Here is a 22,211-nt window from a genome sequence, read left to right as displayed (position 1 = left end):
CTTAAAATTTAGCATTTACTCCAAGCGAAATTGTTCTTGCCTGCGGATAGATATAACTATACTCTCGAACTCCGTTCATTCCTTTCGGACTTTTTTCTTTGTACCAATACGCCACATTTGTAGCATCGGCAAAAACAGAAAGAGCATCCAGAAAAGTATTTTTCAGCGGTACATTATAACTTAAATTAACATTACTGATTCTGATGTAAGTAGCATCATAAACATACTTGCTTAAGTTGTTTAGAATTGGCGAAAGTGTTACAGCTGACTGAGAAACATTATCGCCTGGATTTCTCCAATAATCGTATGCATTTACAGAAAGATTTCGGTTGGTTGTTACATTATATTGATCTATAAGCACGCTTGATGCCAATAAGTCACCACCAATTTGATAATCTCCTCTAACAGACAAAGTAAGATTGTTGTAGAAAGTAAAAGTGTTGTAAAAACCACCGTAAGCATCTGCTTGCTTGTCTCCAATTGGCTCCCAATCGGCAACAGTATGGAGTTCATTATAGGTTTTTGCATCGTAAACTTGACCATTTTTTTGAACAAGATCTCTTCCTGTTGCAGGATCTACACCAACCCATTTTATTCCCCATAATGTTGTAGTACTGTAGCCTATTTTTTGTGCCAATGCAATATTCGCTTCAGAATAATCGCTTCCTAGGCCTTTTAAGTCGGTTACTTTGCTGTCTATTGTAGAAATATTAAATGCTGTTGTCCATTTAAAAGCATCGCTTTTTATCCATTTAATTCTAGTAGTAAGCTCAAAACCTTTATTGTACATACTGGCTGCGTTTAATTGCACTGCACTATAACCCGTTTCTGTCGGGATATCTCGGGCAGTAATTAAATTGCTTTTGTTGTCATAATAGTATTCTAAAGTCAATTCGATTCTTTTGAAAATATTAAAATCAAATCCTGCATTGAATTTTGTGTTTTTTTCCCAACTTAACCTTCCATTTGGCGCAAAACCTGTAGTTGCTCCAATAGCACCATTATATCCGTTCTGGCTGATATTGTACAAACCTTTTGATCTGTACGAACCAATTTTAGAATTTCCTGTTGTACCATAACTCGCTTTTAATTTCAAGAAATCAATCCAAGAATTAGATTCTAAAAAGTTTTCATTGCTAATAATCCAACCACCACCTAAACCTCCATTATGAGCCACATCGGTATCATCTCCAAAAACAGAACTCTGATCGCGACGGTAATTTGCCAACAAGAAATAGCGTTTTTTATAATTATAATTTACCTGCGAGAATAAAGAAACTCTCGAATTGTAACTGATTTCATTTCTGTAGGTCTGACCATCTTTAGATTCATCTTGAGGTGTGTTTGGATTATCATCTCTTATGGCATCTGTAACAGCATTAATACGGTTTGGCTCTAAAAATCCGACCCCAGATTGGTAATTGAAATCTGTTTTGTCTTCAGCCAATTCAAAACCAACAACACCGTCAATTTCGTTGTTTTCATTCAGTTGCTTATTGAACAAAGCTTGTCCTTGCCAGTTCCATTTGGTCGAATTTCTTTCATTGATAAGACGGCGACCCCAAGCGGCATGCGTAGTTCCGTCTAGAATAAAAGTTCCGTTAAACTGACCGCTTTCATTTGCTGCAGAAAAATAGCGATCTTGTTCTTTATCGGTATAATCCATACCAAAAAGAGTAGAAAATCGAATATTTTTATTGAATTTATAAGATAAATTAATGCTTCCTAGAAGGCCAAAAGTCTGGGCTTCATTTTTGTTTTGTTCAATTGCCGCCAACGGATTTCCTCTCGTAGCACCGCTTAAACCTAAATCGGCATACGATCCGTCTGCATTGTATACGGGAAGAGTAGGAAGGTAGGCAAAACTATAAAAAATGTTTGGCGCATCTTTTTGTACAAAACTCGGATTCAGCATTAAATTGATATCCCATTTTCCAGAACTGTAGCCTAAATTAATCCCCGCATTTAATTGCTTAGACTCATTTCCAACCGGAGGTTCGTCAATTTTGGTGTAACTAACGTTGGTTCGGTACGAAAATTTAGAAGTAGAACCCGAAACATTGAAATTATATTTGTTATAAATTCCAGCTCGGTTTAGAATGTTAAACCAGTCAGTATTTACGCCATTATAAGCAACAGGAACATAGCCAGTTGTGGTGTTTTTCATGAACTCATTTCGAAGTTCGGTGTATTGTTCTCCATTTAAATATTTAATTTGATTAATGGCAGAAGAAACTCCCAACTGATTTGAAAAACCAAATTGCGTTTTACCTTTTTTACCTTTTTTAGTGGTAATTAAAATTACTCCATTTGCTCCGTCGGCACCATAAATACCTACAGCTGCGGCATCTTTTAGAACCGAAATGGTTTCAATATTTTCTGGAGCAATTTTCATTAAAGGGTTAGCGATGTTTTCAGAAAAATCGCCGCTTCCGTTAAACAAACTGCTGTCAATGGCATATTCTTCACTCATTACAACACCATCAATAATAATAAGCGGTTGCGAAGAAGTTCCAGTAATTGCCCCGCTTAAAGAAGATAATGTGCCTTGACCACGAATATTAATTTTTACAGGACCACCTATACCAGAAGTATTTTCTACCATAACACCGGCAATTTGTCCCGTGATCATTTTATCAAAACTCTCAGAAGCTTGCTCAACGGCAATATCTTTGGCTTGTAAAGTCGAAATACTTCCCACAATTTCTTCTTTTAGCTTTGTCGTGCCATAAGACGAAGTAATCACAACAGGATTTAGTTCATCTGTCGCTTCTTGAAGATAAAAAACAAAAACTTTTTTGTCGTCTGCTTTTTGAGACTGGGTTTCCATTCCTAAAAAACCGGCTTCAAGAACCAGATTTGAAATCGTGCTTCCTTTTAGCTGATAAACAAACTTTCCGTTAAAATCGGTAATAGCGCCCATTCCAGTTCCTTTTATGCGAATAGAAGCACCTGGAAGCGGTTGTTTGTCTTTTGCGCTATAAACTGTTCCGCTAATCATTCTTGAAGTTTCCTGAACTGCCGAATTTGAAGTTTCAGGAACCGAAGGAGTCAATAAAACCTGCTTTTTCTGAATATAAAAGGCAATGTTTTTATCTTTTAATAATTGCATTAAAACCGTTTCTAGAGAAGCATTATTAACATCTAAATCGGCTAACTGATCGGTATCTATTTTTTTTGCATTATAAATGATTCTAAAATCACTTTGCTCTTCAATAGATTTGATAATTAGGCTTATAGGTTTGTTTTTTACATGTAATGTTATGAGTTTATTCTGAGAAAATCCTTTGAATCCAGATATGAGTAGGGCTAAGAAAAACAGAATTTTTCTTAAAACGGGTTGTATCGTAAATGTCATGTTTTTTTATTTATCGCGGATTGGTGATTGTAATGGTTTTTTGTTGAATAGAATAATTAAATGGCGTGTCACGTTTTAGCAGTTCTAAAATGTTCTCGACACTAGATTCGCTAATTTTAATCGTACCGGTAAAATTCTGTCTGGCCAAATCAGAATTTTCGTTGATAATTTCAACATCATAAGTACGCTGAATAATTTTAGCGATTGTAGAAAATGGGGTGTCTTTAAAAGCAAGTTCGCCTTTTGTCCAGGCAGCATAAAAGGTTGGATCTACTTCTTTTAAGACCAGTTTTTTGGAATTATTTTGCCATGTAGCCATTTGGTTGGGCTCCAGCAAAATAGCATTAGAAGGATTAAGGGCTTCAGACATTCGAATACTTCCTTCAATTAATGTACTATTAACTGTAGGGTTTTCGAGATAAGCGCTCACATTAAATGTGGTCCCGAGAACTTCAATGTCTGCTTGATTAGCATGAACAATAAACGGATGCATTTTGTCTTTGGCTACTTCAAAAAATGCCTCGCCAGTTAAGTACACGTTTCTGCTTCCATTTAAGCCAAATTGCTCCGGATAGCGCAAAGTGGTTCCAGAATTTAAACTCACAACAGTACCATCTGAAAGTTTAAGTTTGAAACGTTTTCCGTACGGAATAGAAAGCGTATTATAAATCACTTTGTGATCCTGAACTTTGCCAAAGTAAATAATCTCCGTCGGAAATTTTTTGGCAACCAAATCGCCTTTGTCATTTAAAAGAGTGGTCTGAGTTTTTCCAGAGAAATACTCCAGACGGCCGTCGCCTAATTCTAGAACAATTTCTTTTGGAGTTTCAGATTTACTGTTAAACAAATAAATAGTTGTTCCTAGACCCAAAAACAATAGAAAAACAGCAGCATATTGCAAATACTGTCTGATTTTGTTTTTTGATTTCATCTGAATTACCGGAACAGTTTCAATAGATAAATCGCAAGAAAGTGTGGTTAATGCCCAAATTTTCTTAGCCTTTATAAATTGTGTTTTGTTTTCTTCTGATGCTTCAATCCAATCAAAAAGTGCCTGAACTTCTTGTTCTGAAGCTTCATTAGAAAGGTATTTATTTAGTATTTCCGATGTCATATATGCTTTTTAAAACTTCTCGCCATTATAAGTACACCTCAGAATTAAAATACCCTACCCTTTATTCTTAATTATTATAAATAAGGATAAAAATTAAGAACAAATAATCAGATAATTTAGTCTTTAAAATCTTCAAAGCCTTTGTCATATGGGCTTCAACAGCTTTTAAGGAAACTCCTAGTTCTTCGGCGATTTCTGCATTTTTTTTATTCTCAAAGCGTTTTTTAATAAAAACTTCTCTGGTTTTTGGAGGCAGATCGCTGATAGATTCCTGAATTATACGTTCTAATTCGGTTAATTCTAAAGTGTCAAACTGAATCGAATTTAAAACTTCAATATCCAATTCTCTTTCTTTGTGGTTTAAGAGGTCATTTTTGAATTTATCCTTCACTTTATTATGACGGATTAAATTCAAGCATTTTGATTTGGCATAAGTAAACAAGAAAGCTTGAATACCGTTTATAGACTCTATTTCTTCTCTACTTTGCCACAGATGTAGTAAGGATTCCTGAGCAAGATTTTCAGCTTCGTCTTGATCGTAAATGAATTGGATGCTGAAAGATTGAATTCTCCTAAAATATTTGTCGTAAAAAAACTTAAATGCAGTTTCGTCGCCTTCCTTAAAGGAATGGAAAAGATCTAATTCTAAACTGGCATTATTACTCATTAAACGAAATTTACTTTGGGTGAAGCAATATTAAAAGAAATTTTAAAAACTACTCAATTTTGCCCAGAAAGCGGCAAATATAAAAGTTTATTTATATTAATTCTAAATAAAATTCAAATAAACTACTTTCCTGAAAAAATTATTCAGAATAGGTTTAGTATTGCTGTTTTTTTAACCGAAAAGTATTGCTTTTTTAACCGCAAAGCACACAAAGTTTTTTGTTTAGGATTCTTAAAAAAAATGCAAAGTCCGCAAAGCTTTGTCTAAAAACTTTGCGAACCTTGCGTAAACCATTGCGAACTTTGCGGTTAAATAATTTTACGGCTAAATAATTTTGTGGTTAATTAAGTATCAAATCTATATTTTGAGACAACCTCTCGGCTAATTCGGGTGTAGTGTTGTTATTTAAAACCCATGGAACCAGTTTTCCCTTGTTTATGATTTCATTTTTAGAATAAACTAAACTGAAATATTCCTGTAATTCATTGTAATCAACGGGTATTGGACCATGTTTTTTATTTTGGGAGATTTCTTCAAAATAATATCTGGACTGCAGTAAGGAAGGATATTTTTCTAATAAAAAATTGTTTAAGGTATAAGAAGGGCCGGCTTTATACAAATCCTCTTTTAGTATTCCGGTAATTTTTATATTGCCTATGTTCTGTTTTAAATCTTTGTAAGCTTCTTTGGTAGTAGAGAAATCAGATTGCAGCAGCTTGTCTTTTTGCGATAACTGCCTAACAACCGAAAGTCTCACATAATCACCGTTAATTTCAATTACCTTAAAAATAAAATATTTGTGTTCCATGCTTTGACTCCCGTTAGAGCCACTTTGTTTGCTAAAGATAAAACTTCCCAATTGCAATTTATGCTCAGGACTGTTAATTGCTTTTTTCCATTGATAAGAATCATAAACTAATTTTTTGAAAGCATATAAAATGAATACCAAGACAACACCAGCGATAAATAATTTTTTCATTAAATGGAAATTTCATTAAAAGTACTACTTTTTAACCGCAAAGTATTGCTTTTTTAACCGCAAAGCACGCAAAGTTTTTTTGTTTAGGATTCTTATAAAAACGCGAAGTCCGCAAAGCTTTGTCTAAAAACTTTGCGGACTTTGCGTAACTCTTCGCGCTCTTTGCGGTTAAAAAAGGCAAATATTTTCTAAAAAACTTTGCGAACCTTGCGTAAACCTTCGCGAACTTTGCGGTTAAATAACTTTGAAGTTAAATAATAACCTTACGTTTAAAATTCCTCCATCCAAAACCAATCAAAAGTAAATTGAAAAGCACTAAAGGCAAAATCGTTTTCATAAAACTCGTTTCAGATTTGTCTTTAAACGTTTCTACTTTAAAATCTTCCCATTTTTGTTGATTTACAGGTGCATTTTCGAATATTTTTGGATAAAAATGCAGACGTAGTTTTTCGTGGAATTTAGTTGTTTCTTTTAAAAACAAAAGCTGATTACGCAAATCTGACTTTGCGATTTCGTTTAACTGAATCTGTGTATGAAGCGTTGGAATAAACAAGGCAATTAATTCGCTGGCATTATTTCGCTGTTCTAATTTCGATTCTAATTCTTTGGACTGAATTGCCGATTCGTCGTCGCCCATTTGCTGCATCGCATAATACCAAAGCCAGTTAAATTCGGTATCAGGGAGTGCATATTTTTTAAACTGAGGATAGTGTTTGTAGAATTTATCTACCGTTTCCTGTTTATCCATATCCCACTTTTCGTGATAGGCATTTCGTTGGGTAAGGGTTAATTCTAAAGCTTCGGGAACTTTATATTTGTTGATAATATAAGTATTGATTGCGGCCGGAAGAATGATTATGAGAAACAGCCAGATGGTTAACAGAATAACCGCATTGAAATTAGAATTCTTCTGCAGTGAAACAATGAAAAAACAAACCGCAAACCAAAATAAAATGTACAAAATAGAAAGTCCGTAAAACACAAAGAAGGATTGATCCAACGGAATCTGTAGAAAGACAACCGCCGCTAAAAGAATCAAAGTTAAAAGTGCCATTAAACTTAAAATTCTAACATAGAATAGTTTCAGGATATAAAAAAAAGTATTCGGACTTTGTACAGCGACAATCTTCCAGGTTCCTGATTCTTTTTCTTCAGAAATAATGTTATAAGAAAAAGCAATAATCAAAAGCGGAAACAGATACAAAAGAACAAAACTAAAATCAATATTTCCAGACAATAAATTACTCGGATTATTGAGTTCCGAATCGTATTTCTGGCCTTCTAAACCACGAATGGTAACATTTTGAATAGACGGATTAACATCTCGCTGCCCAATGGCCAAACTGTTAATTGGCAAAGTATTGTTGACCAATGAAAACTTGATGTAATAGAGCAGGAGGCCAATTTCATCTTTATGGAAAGCGGCATTTCTGGCGATATGCTCTTTTTGATAGACTGCCGCTTCAGTAATATTATTTTGTTGTTTTTCCTGAAATTGATGGCCAATTAAAAGGCTTATAAAACCAATGATTAATAAAAAAAGTAATCCAATTTTGGTACCTTTTGATCGTATAAAATTTTTAAATAAGAGTACTAGCATATTAGATGGCTTTTAGATTTTTAGCAGCAATTCTGATCAAAACAAACAATAGAATTACCCATAAAAGAATAGATACAATAGAAACGATTTCGGTTTTTAAAACTTCGCTAATGCTTTTAGGCTCATAATGAAATTCTTCAAGATCTGCCCAGTGTTCTTTGCCAATTATTAGCGGTTTATCATTTGGGCCAGGTTTTTTATTGCTGATGTATTTAACTTGCAACGCATTCATTTTCTGCGCCATTATGTAACGGTATTTCTCCGCTTGTTTCTGGAAATCGATGTAAGAATCATAATCCGTATTCGATAATCCCATAGATAAGTTTTTCATGGCGATATACGGATTCAGAAAAGAAACGGCTTTAGAAAAGCTGTTTTGTTGGGCATAAACCTTCAATAAATCTTCTAAATGTCTGTTGTAGATATTCGAGCTGATTCGCTCACCTTCGGTCATAATAAACCCAGAATAATTAAAAGGAAGTTTTTGTACCGAATCGACTTTGTAAACTCGTAATAAAGAATCTTTTATTGCCTTATAGTGCAAATCGTTTGGATTGTGGCTATCACCTTGTTTTAAAATATCTTTTTCGATATTGCTGGTAAACTGAATTTTTGATGGCGCTTCATACAAATAAGCTCCAATGGCTTGTGTTGTTCTGGGCAAGATAATCGTTAAAATCAGCCAGATTCCAATTAAAGAAACCAATGCTTTCTTTGAAGTTTTGCTTGATGCCGATACTAAAACGGCAAGCACACAAAAAAACATTAGATAAATAAAATGAAACAGAATAAACAGCAGCATTTTGATCGTTTCATCTGCCGAAATCGAAAAATTCTGAAGCATTAGCCAGATTAAAACCAATACGATAATGGTTGGAACAAAAAGAAGCATAACAACGCTAGCAACACCAAGTATTTTGCCCCATAGAAGCTGTTTCCAATTAATTCCTTGGCTTAAAAGTATTTTTAGAGTTCCGTTTTCTCTTTCATAAGCAACAGCATTAAATCCGATAAAAAAGATTAATAAAGGCAGTAAAACTTGCAAAACCATCGCAATGCTGATCTCGCCAAAACGAAGCATGCTGTTTGAAAATCCTGCCTCAGAGAAATTAGCCGTATTTTGTTTATGAGCTTCTAAGAAAATCGCATTTCCAAAAAAAGGTTCCATTCCAAATTCAAAAACGCTTAAAGAAGTGCTTTTTCTAAAGGCAAAATTGCCATAATGCGCCATTCTATGCGGATTTTTGTCTGGATTTCTCAACCAGTCTTCGCGAGATTCATGCTGATATTTTTCACTGGTTTCGTTTTGGCTTTTGTAATTGTCCCAACCCGAAAAAGCGGCGAATAAAAGTAATGCGCCAATAAAAAAGGTAATGATATAAAGTGCAGGATTTTTAAAAACAGAATTTTTAAAATGCCTGGCTATAAGGAGTTCTGTATGTAATAATTTCATATAAATTAAAATTTATAAGTTACGGTAAGGCTTGCATTTCTAGGACTTCCAGGAAATAAACGCAGATAATTCTGTGCGCCCAGCCAATAGGTTTTGTTTAATAAATTGCCTGCATTTAGAGCAATTTGCACATTGCTTTTGTTGGGTTTGTAAAATAAAGCCGCATCAAAAATGGTAAAGTCAGGAAGTGTAAAATCTCTTGTAAACCAAGGCACTTTACTGCTTTGATATTGAACTCCAAATCCAATTCCGAGATCTTTTAAAGCAGAATCAGCAGTAAAATTGTAGCGTGTCCATAAATTGGCGCTATTTTTTGGTGTATTTTGTTTTCTTGCACCAATTAGAGCAGGATTACTGTCTTGAGTTATTTTGGCATCGATATAACTGTAGGAAGCATTAATTTGCCAGTCTGGTGTAATATAACCTGCTAAATCGCATTCAAAACCACGGCTTCTCTCAGCACCTCGCGTTACCAATAAATCCGGATTTGCGGAATCATTTGCATTCATTAAAATATTACGCTGATTGATTTCGTAAACAGCAACATTAAAAGTCATGGTGTTGTTTAAAAAAGTGGTTTTTATCCCGATTTCTTTCAAATCGCTTTCTAGAGGATCAAATAGACTTCCGCCTGGCAAAGAACCCGTTTGAGGCATTAGCGTCACGGTATTAGATTGTGGCTGATAGCCTTCTAGATAAGTCGTATAAACATTTATCGCACTATTTACAGCATAAGTGATTCCGATTCTGGGCAATAAAGCTGTTTTTTTAACAGTAAGTTCGTTGCTAGTTTCATAATTTGTAATGTCTTCAAACCATTCGTTTCGCAAACCCAATAAAAAAGTAAACTTTTCCCACTGAATCTGATCTTGGATGTAAATAGCGTTTGTAGTTGTTAATGCCGATGGCAGTGCCGTTCTTACATTCAAAGTATAATCGTCAGGACTTGTAATTCTGTAAATCGGATTATTCAAATTAAAATAATCAACATTCGGTTTGGGTAAAACAATGCCATCAATCGTAACAGTTTGGTAATTGGATGCATTTGCCAAAACAAAAGTGCTGGCAACCGTTCCATCTTTCAATAAATAGCCTCTACCTGCGTTTTGTCCGCCACCTTTGTTTTTATTCCAACTACTTAAATCGTAACCTGTTAGTAACTTATGATTCAGTTTCCCTGTTTTAAAATCGAAATTAAAATAAGCGCTTAAGTTGTCGACATCCCAGTTTTGCTGACGCTGTACAAATTGCATCATGGCTAGACTGGTAACAGGCTGATTATTCATGTCTACAGCAAAAGCATTTGTAGTTCTGTGTTCCTGCAGATCTTCTTTCCAAGTTTGCTTCATGTAGGAGGCATTAAAACCAATTTTAGAATTGAATTTATGTGCAAAATTGGTCATCAAAATCATTTCTTTCGACTTGAAAAAATCACCTGGCGCACCAAGATTTAAACTTATTGGTGTTTTATTCAAACTCGTTTTTCCCGCAACAGCACCAAAAATAGGCTGTCCGCGATCCAAAACTCCTGTCATATCGCTCAGAATTAGTTCTGTATTAATTGCCGTTTTTTCATTTGGAATATAACTGAAAGAGGGCGAGATTAAAAACGATTTATTATTGACTAAATCACGAAATGATTTTGCTTGCTGATATGCGCCGTTTACACGATATAAAAGTGTTTTAGATTCGTTTAAGGGTCCAGTAAAATCAAGCGTTCCGCGCAAAGTGCTAAAACTGCCGACACTCATGCTAACTTCTTTTCGGTCAAGTGCCAACGGTTTTTTGGTAACCATGTTAATGCTTCCTCCTGGATCAACAGATGAAAATGTAGCGCTAGACGGGCCTTTAATGACTTCAATACGCTCAATATTGCTTGTTAAAGGCTGCAGAAAATAATACTGACGCGTTCGCATTCCGTTGATTATTTGTCCTTCTTCATTTTGACTGATACCGCGAATCGTGTACTGATTGTAATAACTAGCCGGAATTACACCACTAGACATTTTTACGGCATCAGCAAGATAAAAAGCGCCTTTGTCGGCAATTAATTCTTTGGTTATAGTTGAAATGGATTGCGGAATATCTTTGTTTAAAGCCGCAGTTTTAGTAGCAGCAAAAGAATAGTCGCTGTTGTATTTTTTGGTCGAACGTCCCACAATTTCAACAGTCTGCAATTCATTTCGTTTGGTTTCCATTTCCAGTGAATCTTTTGCAATACTGTCTTTAACTTTGTTGTTGTTATTTTGAGCCTGGATGAAATGTGTACCGCCGATTAAAAGTAAAAAAGTGAATATATTTTTCATCTTAAACCGTCTGTAAATACAAATCTTCCAACTCATTTGCAGAAATTTTATCCGCTTCAATAACAGTAACAAGATTTCCCTGCCTCATTATCCCGATGTGCGAAGCCACTTCTCTCGCTCTGAAGATGTCGTGAGTTGCCATTAAAATTGCCGTTCCGTCTGCTGAAAGCTCTTTTAGAATCTGAGAAAATTCATTAGAAGCTTTTGGATCTAAGCCGCTTGTAGGCTCATCTAACAAAAGCACTTTTGCTTTTTTTGCAATCGCAATTGCAATTCCCACTTTTTGACGCATTCCTTTAGAGTAACCGCCTAAATTTTGATTATGTGCTTTGGCTTGCAGTCCTGCTTTGTCTAGAAAATAAGTTAATTCGCCGTCAGAATAGTTAAAACCTGCTAATGACGAAAAGAATTTAAGATTCTCTAAACCAGTAAGATTTGGATACAGCATTACGGTTTCTGGAATATAAGCCACATGTTTTTTAGTTTCCTGATTGTTTGCTGTAACCGATATATTATTGATTTCTAATTCTCCTGATGTTGGCTCAATAAAACCTAAAAATAAATTGATTGTTGTCGTTTTTCCCGCACCATTTTGCCCTAAAAGAGCAAAGATTTCACCTTCTTTTATGGTTAAGTTTAAGGCATTCAAAGCCGTATGATCGCCGTATTTTTTAGTTAGGTTTGTTGCTGTAAGCATAAGTTTTGTTTGTTAAAAAAAAATGATTTTTAAAAATAGATATAGAATTATCAGACTTTTAATGAGTTTTAAAAGCTTGATAATTAATTTTTTATTGAATAATTACTGCAATAAATGAAGAGGTCTTTAATTGGGAGCTAAAAAGCCCGAATTAAAAAACGGTAATGTGAATTTTCTTTTACTCTATTAGAATAAATAGAGCAAAGGTTTTGAGTTTAAAAAAGTGCAGTAATTAAAAGAATACAGGAGGCGCACGCAAGGCAAAAAGACTGCCCTTGAAAAATGTTGATATTCCCTCAAAATATAAGAATGTATAAGAGGTATTGGCAACTGTTTTATGAAATGTAAAGGTTTGAAATGCGTTGGGAATAAACGTACTGAAAGCAAAATGACAAATATGGCAATTTGCATCGACCGAATGGCTGTGTGTTATTTCTTTTTGACCAGGAGTGTATTTATGATCGCAATGTTTTTCTGCCGACTGTTTTAAAATATGCTCATAGGAGTGAACCGTCTGAAACAGCATGGCAAACAATACTGCAAAAGACATTAGGAAATTTACGGCTGTAATCTTCTTTTTCATTCCGTGGTATTTCTGCTGGATATTTAAAAGTTTAATTATCAAATAAATAAACGCAACAGCGTTGCAAATATAAATATCTTATTTAGAAATACAGTTAAATAGGCCTTATTTTTGGAACAACCTGCAGATTTGCAAAGTGATTCTTACTTCTATAAATTGCTATACAATAATTGCAGCGTATGAAAATCGGATGAGCCATCAAAATGCTTGTGAAGCACTTCCTGAAAAACAGGTTCTGTGTTTTGAACACTGGCAAACAAAGTCATACACGATTGAAGTTTTTCTACATCAAGACCTTCAAAAATATCGGAAACACTTTCTTCTTTTTTGGCAAGTTCTGAAGTAATTTCTACAAGATGTTTTCCTAAAATGGGATGTTCCAGAAATGCAATTGCTTCATCGGCATTCTTGATTTCGTAAAATTTGGAGTTATCGCTCGAACCCATTCCTTTTATCTGCGGAAAAATAAACCACATCCAAGGCGATTCTTTTTTACCTTTTTTGATTTCGTTTAGAGCTGTTAAATACAATTTGTTTTGAGCATCTAAAAACCGAAGTAATCCATTAGTATTGTAAGACATTCTTTATGATATTAATTTGGGGATATCAGGCCATAAAACTAGGCAAAATATATTTACCTGTATGTGATCAAATCTTTTTTTTAAAGTCATTTTTTAACATTTTAAAGGGAATAATTTAAAAGAGCGCTTCCTTTAAAAATTAGGCGTTTAAATTTCCTATTAACAGAAAAAATCGTATTAATGGATGTTTTTATTGTTATAAAATGAAGTTTTTGTTGGTAATTCTGTTATGATTTTCCTATTTTTATGAACAAGCGGTTTTTTAAGAACCGTCTAAAAAAATAAAATTAGGATTGATATTGACAACTTTACAATATCAATAGTTTCAACCGGGCACGCTTCGCCCATAAAATAATAAATGCTTATGAAAATAGGATTAATCGGATTTGGGAAAACTGGAAAATCAGTAGCTTCAATACTATTAGAAAATAAAAAATTCAGCCTTGAATGGGTTTTAAGACAAAGTAATGTTTTGGAGCACAGATCAGTTCCCGAGTTTTTTGGAATCCAGTCAGACGAACCCGGCTTAATCTATTCCAGTTCGCATACCTCTGTTGAAGAATTATTAGAAAAACATCCAGTAGATGTCATAATCGATTTTTCTTCTAGTGAAGGAATTTACACTTATGGAGAAACAGCTGCGAGGCACAAAGTGAAAATAATTTCTGCAATTTCTCATTATAAGGAAAAAGAATTGAATTTATTGAAGAAACTGGCAGATAAAACTACCGTATTCTGGTCGCCAAATATCACGTTGGGTGTTAATTACTTATTATTTGCTGCAAAATTTTTAAAGAAAATTGCACCGTGGGTGGATATTGAAGTAAATGAAGAGCACTTTAAAGCAAAAGAAGGAACGTCTGGAACCGCAGTAAAAATTGCAGAAGCACTAGATGTGGACAAAGAAGACATTAATGTTGTAAGGGCAGGAGGAATCGTTGGAAAACATGAAGTTATTTTTGGTTTTCCTTTTCAAACGGTGCGTTTAATACATGAATCGATCTCTAGAGAAGCTTTCGGAAATGGAGTTATTTTTGTAGCCGAAAATCTAAAAGAAAAAGAAAAAGGACTTTATAATTTTGAAGATATCTTGACTCCTTATTTTACGGTTTAAGTTTTTTTTACCGCTAAGACGCTTAGTTTTTTTGCCACAAAGACTCTAAGGCACAAAGGTTTTTTATCGCATAAGTCGCAAAGTTTTTTTACTGTTTGTCTTCCTGAGCGAAGTCGAAGGATAAGCGCAATGTATAAAAAGTATATTTTAATCTCGCAAAGTCGCAGAGACGTAAAGGTTTAAAACTTAAAAAACTTTGCGACTTTGTGTCTTAGCGGCAAAAAAACACTTACTTCCTAAAAGTCAAAGCCTTCATATATTCTAAATTCATTTTAGCAATCGAAAGCACAGAAATGCCTTGTGGGCATTCGATTTCGCAGGCTCTGGTATCAGAGCAATTTCCGAAACCTTCTTCATCCATTTGTTTTACCATCGAAAGGGCACGTTTAGGAGCTTCTAATTTTCCTTGCGGTAAAAGTGCTAAATGCATTATTTTGGCACCGACAAACAAGGCAGCACTAGCATTTTTGCATGTAGCGACGCAAGCCCCGCATCCAATACAAGCAGCGGCATCAAAAGCAGCTTCGGCAGTTTCATACGAAATAGGAATACTGTTTGCTTCTGGGGCCTGACCCGTTGAAGCGCCAATAAATCCTCCTGAAGCGATAATAGAATCAAATGCTTTTCTGTCAATTTTTAAATCTCTTAAAACAGGAAAAGCTTTCGCGCGAAAAGGTTCAATATAAATGGTATCGCCATCTTTAAAACTTCTCATATGAAGCTGGCAAGTTGTAGTGTTTTTTAGAGGCCCGTGAGCTCGTCCGTTTATCATTACGCCACATTGCCCGCAGATTCCCTCGCGACAATCGTGATCAAATTCAATAACACGTTCTCCTTGCTGAATAAGCGATTCATTCAAAAGATCCAGCATTTCCAGAAACGACATATGTTTAGACACTCCATCAATTTCATAATCTGTCATTTCCCCTTTGGTAGAAGAATTAAACTGCCGCCATATTTTAAGATAAAGTTTCATGGTTTTATGTTTTTTGGTTTCATGTTTCATGTTTGAAGTTTCATGTTTGAAGTTTCATGTTTGAAGTTTCAGGTTTCAAGTTTTTGATCCTGTTTGTCAGGCTGAGCGAAGTCGAAGCCCTCGCTTTGTGCTCTTCGACTTCGCTCAGGGAGACATCGTCTTTTTAGGAGTTTCAAGTTTCAAGTTCACTTCATATCTTTTATCTTGCTTCTTGTATCTTCATCAACTCTTCACCATTTATTTATAACTCCTAACAGCAAGTTCTACCGATTCAAACGTTAAAGGTTCTTTGTGAAGTTCAGGTTCATTATTTAAACCTTTCCACTCCCAAGCGGAGACATAACAGAATTCATCGTCGTTGCGGACAGCTTCTCCGTCGGCGGTTTGGTATTCTTCTCTGAAATGTGCACCGCAGGATTCTTCTCGCTGTAGGGCATCGTAACACATTAATTCTGCCAATTCGATATAATCGGCTATTCTGCCCGCTTTTTCTAATTCGCTGTTTAAAGTATTATCTCCTGTAATTCTGAGGTCTTTTTCGAAAGAAGTTTTAAGTTCCCGAATTTCGATAATCGCTTCTTCCAGTTTTTTTCTGCTTCGCGAAAGACCGCATTTTTCATATAAAAGACGTCCGATTTTTTTATGGAAATAATCTGCTGAAAGCGTTCCATTAGTATGTAGAAAACGATCTAACTGTCTTCTTACCGTATTTTCAGCTTCTTCAAAAGCAGGATGAGAAGTGTCAGGTTTAGACAAATTCAATTCACCGGCCAAATAGTTCGGAATAGTGTAAGGCGCAATAAAATAGCCATCGACGCAAGCTTGAAGCAACGAATTTGCTCCGAGTCGGTTTGCGCCATGATCTGCAAAATTAGCTTCGCCTAAAGCAAATAAACCTGGAATAGTAGTCATAAGCTCATAATCGACCCAAAGTCCGCCCATTGTGAAGTGTGCTGAAGGTGAAATCAGCATGGGCTCTTTATAAGCATTTATGCCCGTAATTTTTTCATACATGGCAAAAAGGTTGCTGTATTTGGCTTCGATTTTATCTTTTCCTTGCGCTTTAATAGCATCCGAGAAATCGAGATAAATAGCATTTTTCATTGGGCCGACTCCATGACCAGCATCGATTCTTTCTTTTGCAGCTCTTGAAGAAATATCTCTTGGCGCTAGATTTCCAAAAGATGGATAACGTCGTTCTAAGTAATAATCGCGTTCTTCTTCGGGAATAGCATTTGCATTTCGGTCGTCTGCGACTTTTTTCGGAACCCAAATTCGGCCATCATTTCGCAAGGATTCCGACATTAAAGTTAGTTTTGACTGGTTTTCACCATGTTGCGGAAGAGAGGTGGGGTGAAACTGAATCCAGCTCACACCAGCCATAAAAGCCCCTTTTTTATGTGCCCGCCAAATTGCCGAACTATTACAGCCCATGGCTAAAGTAGACAAATAATATACTTTTCCGTAACCTCCAGAAGCCAGTACAACAGCATCAGCAGCGTGGCGTTCTAGAATTCCTGTTTCAAGATTTCGTGCAATAATTCCTTTTGCTTTGCCGTCAATAACCACGAGTTCGAGCATTTCGTGACGAGTATACAAATCAACTTTTCCTAAAGATGCCTGACGTTCCAAGGCTTGATAGGCGCCTAATAAAAGTTGCTGTCCAGTTTGTCCTCTAGCATAAAAGGTTCTAGAAACCTGAACTCCTCCGAAAGATCTATTATTTAAGTAACCCGCATATTCCCTTGCAAAAGGAACGCCCTGCGCAACAGCATGATCGATAAGATGAGCCGAACATTCTGCTAAACGATAAACATTTGCTTCACGAGATCTAAAATCGCCACCTTTTATAGTGTCATAAAACATTCTAAAAGTGCTATCGCCATCATTTTTGTAGTTTTTTGCAGCATTTACTCCGCCTTGAGCGGCAACAGAATGTGCGCGTCGTGGTGAATCCTGAAAACAGAAAGATTTTACATTATAGCCTTGTTCGGCAAGAGATGCCGCACACGAAGCGCCCGCAAGACCAGTTCCGACTACTATAATATTTAGCTTTTTCCGGTTTGCTGGATTTACTAGTTTGGCTTTAGACTTGTAAAGACTCCATTTATCAGCAAGAGGACCTTCGGGTATTTTTGATTCCATCATTTTTAGTGGTTTAAAATGAATTCATGCAAAAGCTTAAAAAGAAAACTAAATTTAGTATAAAATATTGATATTTAGCTGTTTTTTGTATGAATATATTTAAACGAAAATGGATTTTTCAGTAGAGAAATAGCTGTTTTTTAACTTTGGTTTAGTTTATATAGCTAAAAAAAATCTGCTGAATCTGGTAAATCTGCGAGCAAAAATTACTCCCGCAGATTTAGCAGATTCAGCAGATTTATAAAATTGAATTGAAATATTTTTTGAAAAATTATTTCTCGATTATCATGGTAACTCCTTGACCGCCTGCGGCACAAATAGAAATTAATCCTTTTCCTGAGCCTTTTTCGTTTAATAATTTTGCCATTACGCCAATAATTCTTCCTCCAGTTGCAGCAAAAGGGTGAGCGGCTGCTAAACTGCTTCCTTTTACATTCAGTTTATTTCGATCTATTGCGCCTAGTGGTTTTTTTAAGCCAATTTCGGCACTCAATTCAGGACTTTCCCAGATTTTTAAAGTGGCCAAAGTTTGTGCGGCAAAAGCTTCGTGAATTTCGTAATAATCAAAATCTTGCAAGTTTAATTCTGCTTTTTCGAGCATTCTTGAAGCAGCAAATAAAGGCGCTAATAAAAGATTCTGCTGATTCTTAACGTATTCAATTGCAGCAATTTCTGCAAAAGTGATGTAGGCCAAAATAGGAAGCCCTTGTTCTTTTGCCCATTCTTCGCTAGCTAATAGAATACAAGAGGCGCCATCTGTTAATGGAGTTGAATTTCCTGCGGTCAGCGTACCATTTACTTTATCAAAAGCAGGTTTTAATTTGGCTAATTTTTCAATTGTACTATCTCTTCTTAGATTATTGTCTTTTTCTAATCCGTTAAAAGGTGTAATCATATCATCGAAAAAACCTTCGTCATAGGCTTTTGCCATGTTTAAATGACTTTTCAACGCAAACTCATCTTGTTCTTCTCTTGATATTTTATAATATTTCGCTGTGATTTCGGTATGTCCGCCCATAGAAAGGCCAGTTTGAGATTCTTCATTTCTAGGAACTAAAGGAGACAAATCTTTTGGACGAAGCTTTAGAAATGTTTTGATTTTTCCGCCCAATGATTTTGCTTGTCTAGCTTCTAAGAGAATTTTTCTAAGTTTTTCACTAACCGCAATTGGCATATCGCTGATAGAATCTACACCGCCAGCAATTCCAGAATCAATTTGCCCGAGAGCAATTTTGTTAGCAATGTAAATAGCGCTTTGAATTCCGGTATCACAAGCTTGCTGTAAATCGCACGCAGGCGTTGCGGGATCTAGAGAGGTTTGCATAACAGATTCACGAATCAAATTGTTGTCGTAAGTATGTTTAATTACAGCTCCTCCCGCAACTTCGCCTAATAATTTTCCTTTTAGATTGTATTTGTCAATAAGACCATTGAGTGCTGCGATCATCATTTCTTTATTTCCCACATTAGAATAGGCCGTATTGGCTCTCGCAAAAGGAATTCTGTTATAGCCCACAATGGCCACTTTTCTTATTGTATTTGATTTCATATCAGGAAGTTATTTGTTTTTGATCATTGAAATTTCGAAATATAAAGATAGAAATAGATTTTGGTTTCAAACTTAATGTAGATTAATATTATCAGGAAATAACTTAGAAATGGCGATTCTCAAATTTATTCCTACTGATTTAGTCTAATTTGTTTTATTTATTTAGAATGAATTAAAATAATTTGGAAAAGTTGAGATTTGCATCTACTTTTGTCGCTCAATTTAAAATCAAAACCAAATGAAAATAATTATTAATGCAAAAGTTTATCTTTTTGTGCTGTTTTTGAGCTCATTAAATATAATGGCACAACAGCTTGGAACTGTAAACGGAAAAGTTTCTTTGAGTGGCAATAAACCAGCAGAAAATATAGCTGTAGCGTTAAAAGGAACAAAATATTCTGATATTACAACTGTTTCAGGACATTATGAAATTAAAAATGTAAAACCTGGAACATATACTATTGTATTAAATGGAGTAGGAATTCAACCTGTTGAGGATAAGATTGTAGTCAATTCAAAACAAACGACAACTAAGAATTTTTCTCTTTCTGAAAGCCAAGAAGATTTGGAAGAAGTGGTCATTAAAAAGAATAAATACAAGCAAAATAACCCTTCATTGTCATTGCGTCTTCAAACTCCTGTTTTAGAAATTCCTCAAAATATACAAATTGTAAGCGGTCAGACTTTAAAAGATCAGCAAATTACGAGTATGAGCGATGGGGTAATTCGTAACGTGAGTGGAGCTGTACGTTTGGAGCACTGGGGAGATTTGTATACGAATATTACGATGAGAGGTTCTCAAATTCAGGCTTTTAGAAACGGATTTAACGTAGTTTCTTCTTTCTGGGGACCCTTAACAGAAGATATGAGTTTTGTTGATCATATCGAGTTTGTAAAAGGACCAGCAGGATTCATGCTTTCAAGCGGAGATCCAAGCGGATTGTACAATGTGGTGACTAAAAAGCCAACGGGAGTTACAAAAGGCGAGGTGAGTGTACTTGGCGGAAGCTACGATTTTTATAGAGTAAGCGTTGATTTTGACGGGAAATTAGATAAAAAAGGAAAATTGCTTTATAGATTTAACGGAGCTGCTCAAAACAAAGGATCGCACCGTCCGTTTGAGCGCAATAACCGCTATGTAATTGCTCCTGTACTTTCATATCAGATTGATGATAAAACAAAAATCACAGCCGAATATAATTTCCAGTATGCAAATATGACAGAAGTGGGTTCGTATTATGTTTTTGGACCTCAAGCAGGTGGTTATGCAACGTTGCCTGTAGGTTTTACTATGACGCAGCCAGGATTGCCTGATACCAATATTCAGGATCATAGCGGCTATCTTCAGTTTGAACATAAGTTTGATGAAAACTGGAAACTTACCGCACAGACTTCTTATTTTAAATATATTCAGCAAGGATATAGTTCATGGCCAGGAGTTGTTGGTCCAGGACCTGCTGATAGAGATTTTGATGGTGTTCCGGAAGGAAATCTTGCTTATGGAGAAATCATTAGAAATGTGGGTATTTGGGATGCAGAAAGTAATATGTACTTAGGACAAATATTTGTGAACGGAAAATTCAATACAGGAAATGTTTCTCATAAAATATTGGGTGGAGTAGATTTGGGAAGCAAAGATTATATGGCAGATTGGGGACAATCGCATGATTTAGATACAGTTGATAATCCATTTAATGTTTATAATCCGAATTACGGAACGCCTTCAAATGGTTTCCCACAGTTTGATCACGATACTCCTTTAAGCCAAAGAGCTGGCGGACTTTACGGTTCAGAATATGCTGCTGGGTATATTCAGGATGAACTTGGTTTTTTGGAGAATAAATTAAGATTGACTCTTGCTGCAAGATACACATGGATTAGTCAGACTAGCAGCTATGAGGCAGAACCAATTGCGGATAGTCATATAACACCTCGTGCAGGTTTAAGTTATTCAATTACTGACGATTTTGCGGTTTACGGCTTATACGATCAAGCCTTTACACCTCAATCGGGTGTAGTGAGAAGTGGCGATGTAAAACCTCTAACAGGAAATAATGTTGAATTTGGACTTAAAAAGGATTGGTTTGATGGTTCTTGGAATACCAGTTTATCTGTTTACAATATCTTAAAAAAGAATGAGTTAACGGCAGATCCTAATAATCAGCCAAACGAACAGTATAAAATAGTTCTAGGTGAAAAAAGAGCACGTGGTGTTGAATTTGATTTGAGAGGAAAAATCTTTGATGGTCTAAATCTGATTGCAAATTATGCCTTCACAGAATCAACTGTAACTAAAATTGATCCAGATGTTTCTGAAGCTAATGGGATTAAGGTGGGTGATATTGTTCCAGGTTATGCTAAACACACCGCAAATGCTTGGTTAAATTACACGCTTCAGCATGGAAAATTAAAAGGTTTTGGCGCTTCTATTGGAGGAACTTTCCTTGACGGACGCCAGACAGATACTTGGAGTGCAGGTCTTCAAAAACTACCTTCTTACTTTAAATTGGATGGAGGTTTATCTTATGAAACGGGTAAATTTAAAGTTACGGCAAACGTATTCAATATCTTAGATAAATATCTATATAGCGGTTCATACTACAGCTGGTTAAATGCTTATTACTGGCAGACAGAAGCGCCAAGAAATTTTAGAGTTGGTGTTACTTATAAGCTCTAAATTGGTTTGTTATCGTTGAAAAATTGCAAATCACACCAAAAGCATCTGACTTAATTGTTGGGTGCTTTTTTTTTTAAGATGCTAAGATTCTGAGATGCTGAGATTCTAAGATTTTAAGATTCTAAGAAGCAAAGTTACAAAGTTACAAAGGTTGAGAATAATTCTTTTGAATTGCCTCCAGTTTTAACTGGAGGTTACAAATAAGATTGAAAAAAGGCTTTAGCCAAACATCACTAGTTTGGCTAAAGCCTTTTGAATTTTGCTATACCTTTCATCCAGCTAAAGCTGGACGCTATTCAAAAATTAAGGATGGAAAAAAATCCTTTTAATCTTAATAGACTGCACCCAAAAGTTTAGACAAATTTATAATTAAGTTTGATAATAATGAGCTCGATATTGTATCGGGCTCATT

Annotated in this window: 16 protein-coding genes; 3 read left to right on the top strand and 13 right to left on the bottom strand. The window is 35.4% G+C overall.

Annotated elements, in window-relative coordinates; genetic code table 11:
• Position 1: 1 nt before the first annotated feature.
• From AC3Y25_RS03550 to AC3Y25_RS03540, 3 genes are all read right to left on the bottom strand, one after another.
• Entirely contained in the window at positions 2 to 3,358 is a 3,357-nt protein-coding gene (locus tag AC3Y25_RS03550; protein ID WP_489901758.1) for a SusC/RagA family TonB-linked outer membrane protein, read from the bottom strand.
• Between the two features lie 10 nt (positions 3,359 to 3,368).
• Positions 3,369 to 4,472 carry a FecR family protein gene (locus tag AC3Y25_RS03545; protein ID WP_489901757.1) on the bottom strand — a complete coding sequence of 368 codons (1,104 nt, stop codon included), beginning with the start codon at positions 4,470 to 4,472 and terminating at the stop codon, positions 3,369 to 3,371.
• Positions 4,473 to 4,539: 67 nt separating this feature from the next.
• Complete coding sequence (locus AC3Y25_RS03540; protein ID WP_489901756.1) at positions 4,540 to 5,139, bottom strand: RNA polymerase sigma-70 factor; 600 nt, start codon at positions 5,137 to 5,139, stop codon at positions 4,540 to 4,542.
• A 15-nt stretch (positions 5,140 to 5,154) separates the two neighbouring features.
• On the opposite strand from AC3Y25_RS03540, the gene AC3Y25_RS03535 reads away from it, so the two are divergent.
• Entirely contained in the window at positions 5,155 to 5,406 is a 252-nt protein-coding gene (locus AC3Y25_RS03535; protein WP_489901755.1) for a hypothetical protein, read from the top strand.
• A gap of 73 nt (positions 5,407 to 5,479) precedes the next feature.
• Here AC3Y25_RS03535 and AC3Y25_RS03530 read toward each other — a convergent pair whose 3' ends face one another.
• From AC3Y25_RS03530 to AC3Y25_RS03500, 7 genes are all read right to left on the bottom strand, one after another.
• Positions 5,480 to 6,118, bottom strand: a complete 639-nt coding sequence (locus tag AC3Y25_RS03530) for a hypothetical protein (RefSeq protein ID WP_489901754.1) — start codon at positions 6,116 to 6,118, stop codon at positions 5,480 to 5,482.
• Between the two features lie 250 nt (positions 6,119 to 6,368).
• Positions 6,369 to 7,718 (bottom strand): DUF3526 domain-containing protein, encoded by a 1,350-nt coding sequence (locus AC3Y25_RS03525; RefSeq protein WP_489901753.1) that lies wholly within the window; start codon positions 7,716 to 7,718, stop codon positions 6,369 to 6,371.
• A gap of 1 nt (position 7,719) precedes the next feature.
• Positions 7,720 to 9,171, bottom strand: coding sequence for an ABC transporter permease (locus tag AC3Y25_RS03520; RefSeq protein WP_489901752.1), 1,452 nt, complete (start codon positions 9,169 to 9,171; stop codon positions 7,720 to 7,722).
• A gap of 5 nt (positions 9,172 to 9,176) precedes the next feature.
• On the bottom strand, positions 9,177 to 11,477 hold the full coding sequence (locus AC3Y25_RS03515) for a TonB-dependent siderophore receptor (protein WP_489901751.1): 2,301 nt from the start codon (positions 11,475 to 11,477) through the stop codon (positions 9,177 to 9,179).
• 1 nt (position 11,478) lies between these two features.
• The gene (locus tag AC3Y25_RS03510; protein ID WP_428239386.1) at positions 11,479 to 12,174 is read right to left on the bottom strand and encodes an ABC transporter ATP-binding protein; all 696 of its coding nucleotides are present in this window, start codon (positions 12,172 to 12,174) and stop codon (positions 11,479 to 11,481) included.
• A 232-nt stretch (positions 12,175 to 12,406) separates the two neighbouring features.
• On the bottom strand, positions 12,407 to 12,757 hold the full coding sequence (locus AC3Y25_RS03505) for a hypothetical protein (RefSeq protein WP_489901750.1): 351 nt from the start codon (positions 12,755 to 12,757) through the stop codon (positions 12,407 to 12,409).
• A gap of 149 nt (positions 12,758 to 12,906) precedes the next feature.
• The gene (locus AC3Y25_RS03500) at positions 12,907 to 13,338 is read right to left on the bottom strand and encodes a DUF1810 domain-containing protein (protein ID WP_095927574.1); all 432 of its coding nucleotides are present in this window, start codon (positions 13,336 to 13,338) and stop codon (positions 12,907 to 12,909) included.
• Between the two features lie 364 nt (positions 13,339 to 13,702).
• Here AC3Y25_RS03500 and AC3Y25_RS03495 point away from each other — a divergent pair, with 364 nt between their 5' ends.
• The gene (locus tag AC3Y25_RS03495) at positions 13,703 to 14,452 is read left to right on the top strand and encodes a 4-hydroxy-tetrahydrodipicolinate reductase (protein ID WP_427873350.1); all 750 of its coding nucleotides are present in this window, start codon (positions 13,703 to 13,705) and stop codon (positions 14,450 to 14,452) included.
• Between the two features lie 229 nt (positions 14,453 to 14,681).
• Here AC3Y25_RS03495 and AC3Y25_RS03490 read toward each other — a convergent pair whose 3' ends face one another.
• From AC3Y25_RS03490 to AC3Y25_RS03480, 3 genes are all read right to left on the bottom strand, one after another.
• Complete coding sequence (locus AC3Y25_RS03490; RefSeq protein WP_489901749.1) at positions 14,682 to 15,428, bottom strand: succinate dehydrogenase/fumarate reductase iron-sulfur subunit; 747 nt, start codon at positions 15,426 to 15,428, stop codon at positions 14,682 to 14,684.
• A 237-nt stretch (positions 15,429 to 15,665) separates the two neighbouring features.
• Complete coding sequence (locus AC3Y25_RS03485) at positions 15,666 to 17,576, bottom strand: fumarate reductase/succinate dehydrogenase flavoprotein subunit (protein WP_489901748.1); 1,911 nt, start codon at positions 17,574 to 17,576, stop codon at positions 15,666 to 15,668.
• A 268-nt stretch (positions 17,577 to 17,844) separates the two neighbouring features.
• Positions 17,845 to 19,122, bottom strand: a complete 1,278-nt coding sequence (locus AC3Y25_RS03480) for an acetyl-CoA C-acetyltransferase (protein WP_489901747.1) — start codon at positions 19,120 to 19,122, stop codon at positions 17,845 to 17,847.
• A 238-nt stretch (positions 19,123 to 19,360) separates the two neighbouring features.
• On the opposite strand from AC3Y25_RS03480, the gene AC3Y25_RS03475 reads away from it, so the two are divergent.
• The gene (locus AC3Y25_RS03475) at positions 19,361 to 21,799 is read left to right on the top strand and encodes a TonB-dependent siderophore receptor (protein WP_489901746.1); all 2,439 of its coding nucleotides are present in this window, start codon (positions 19,361 to 19,363) and stop codon (positions 21,797 to 21,799) included.
• Positions 21,800 to 22,211: the final 412 nt, after the last annotated feature.

Source organism: Flavobacterium sp. LK-23, assembly GCF_058135255.1.
This window is presented reverse-complemented; position numbering and strand designations above follow the sequence as displayed.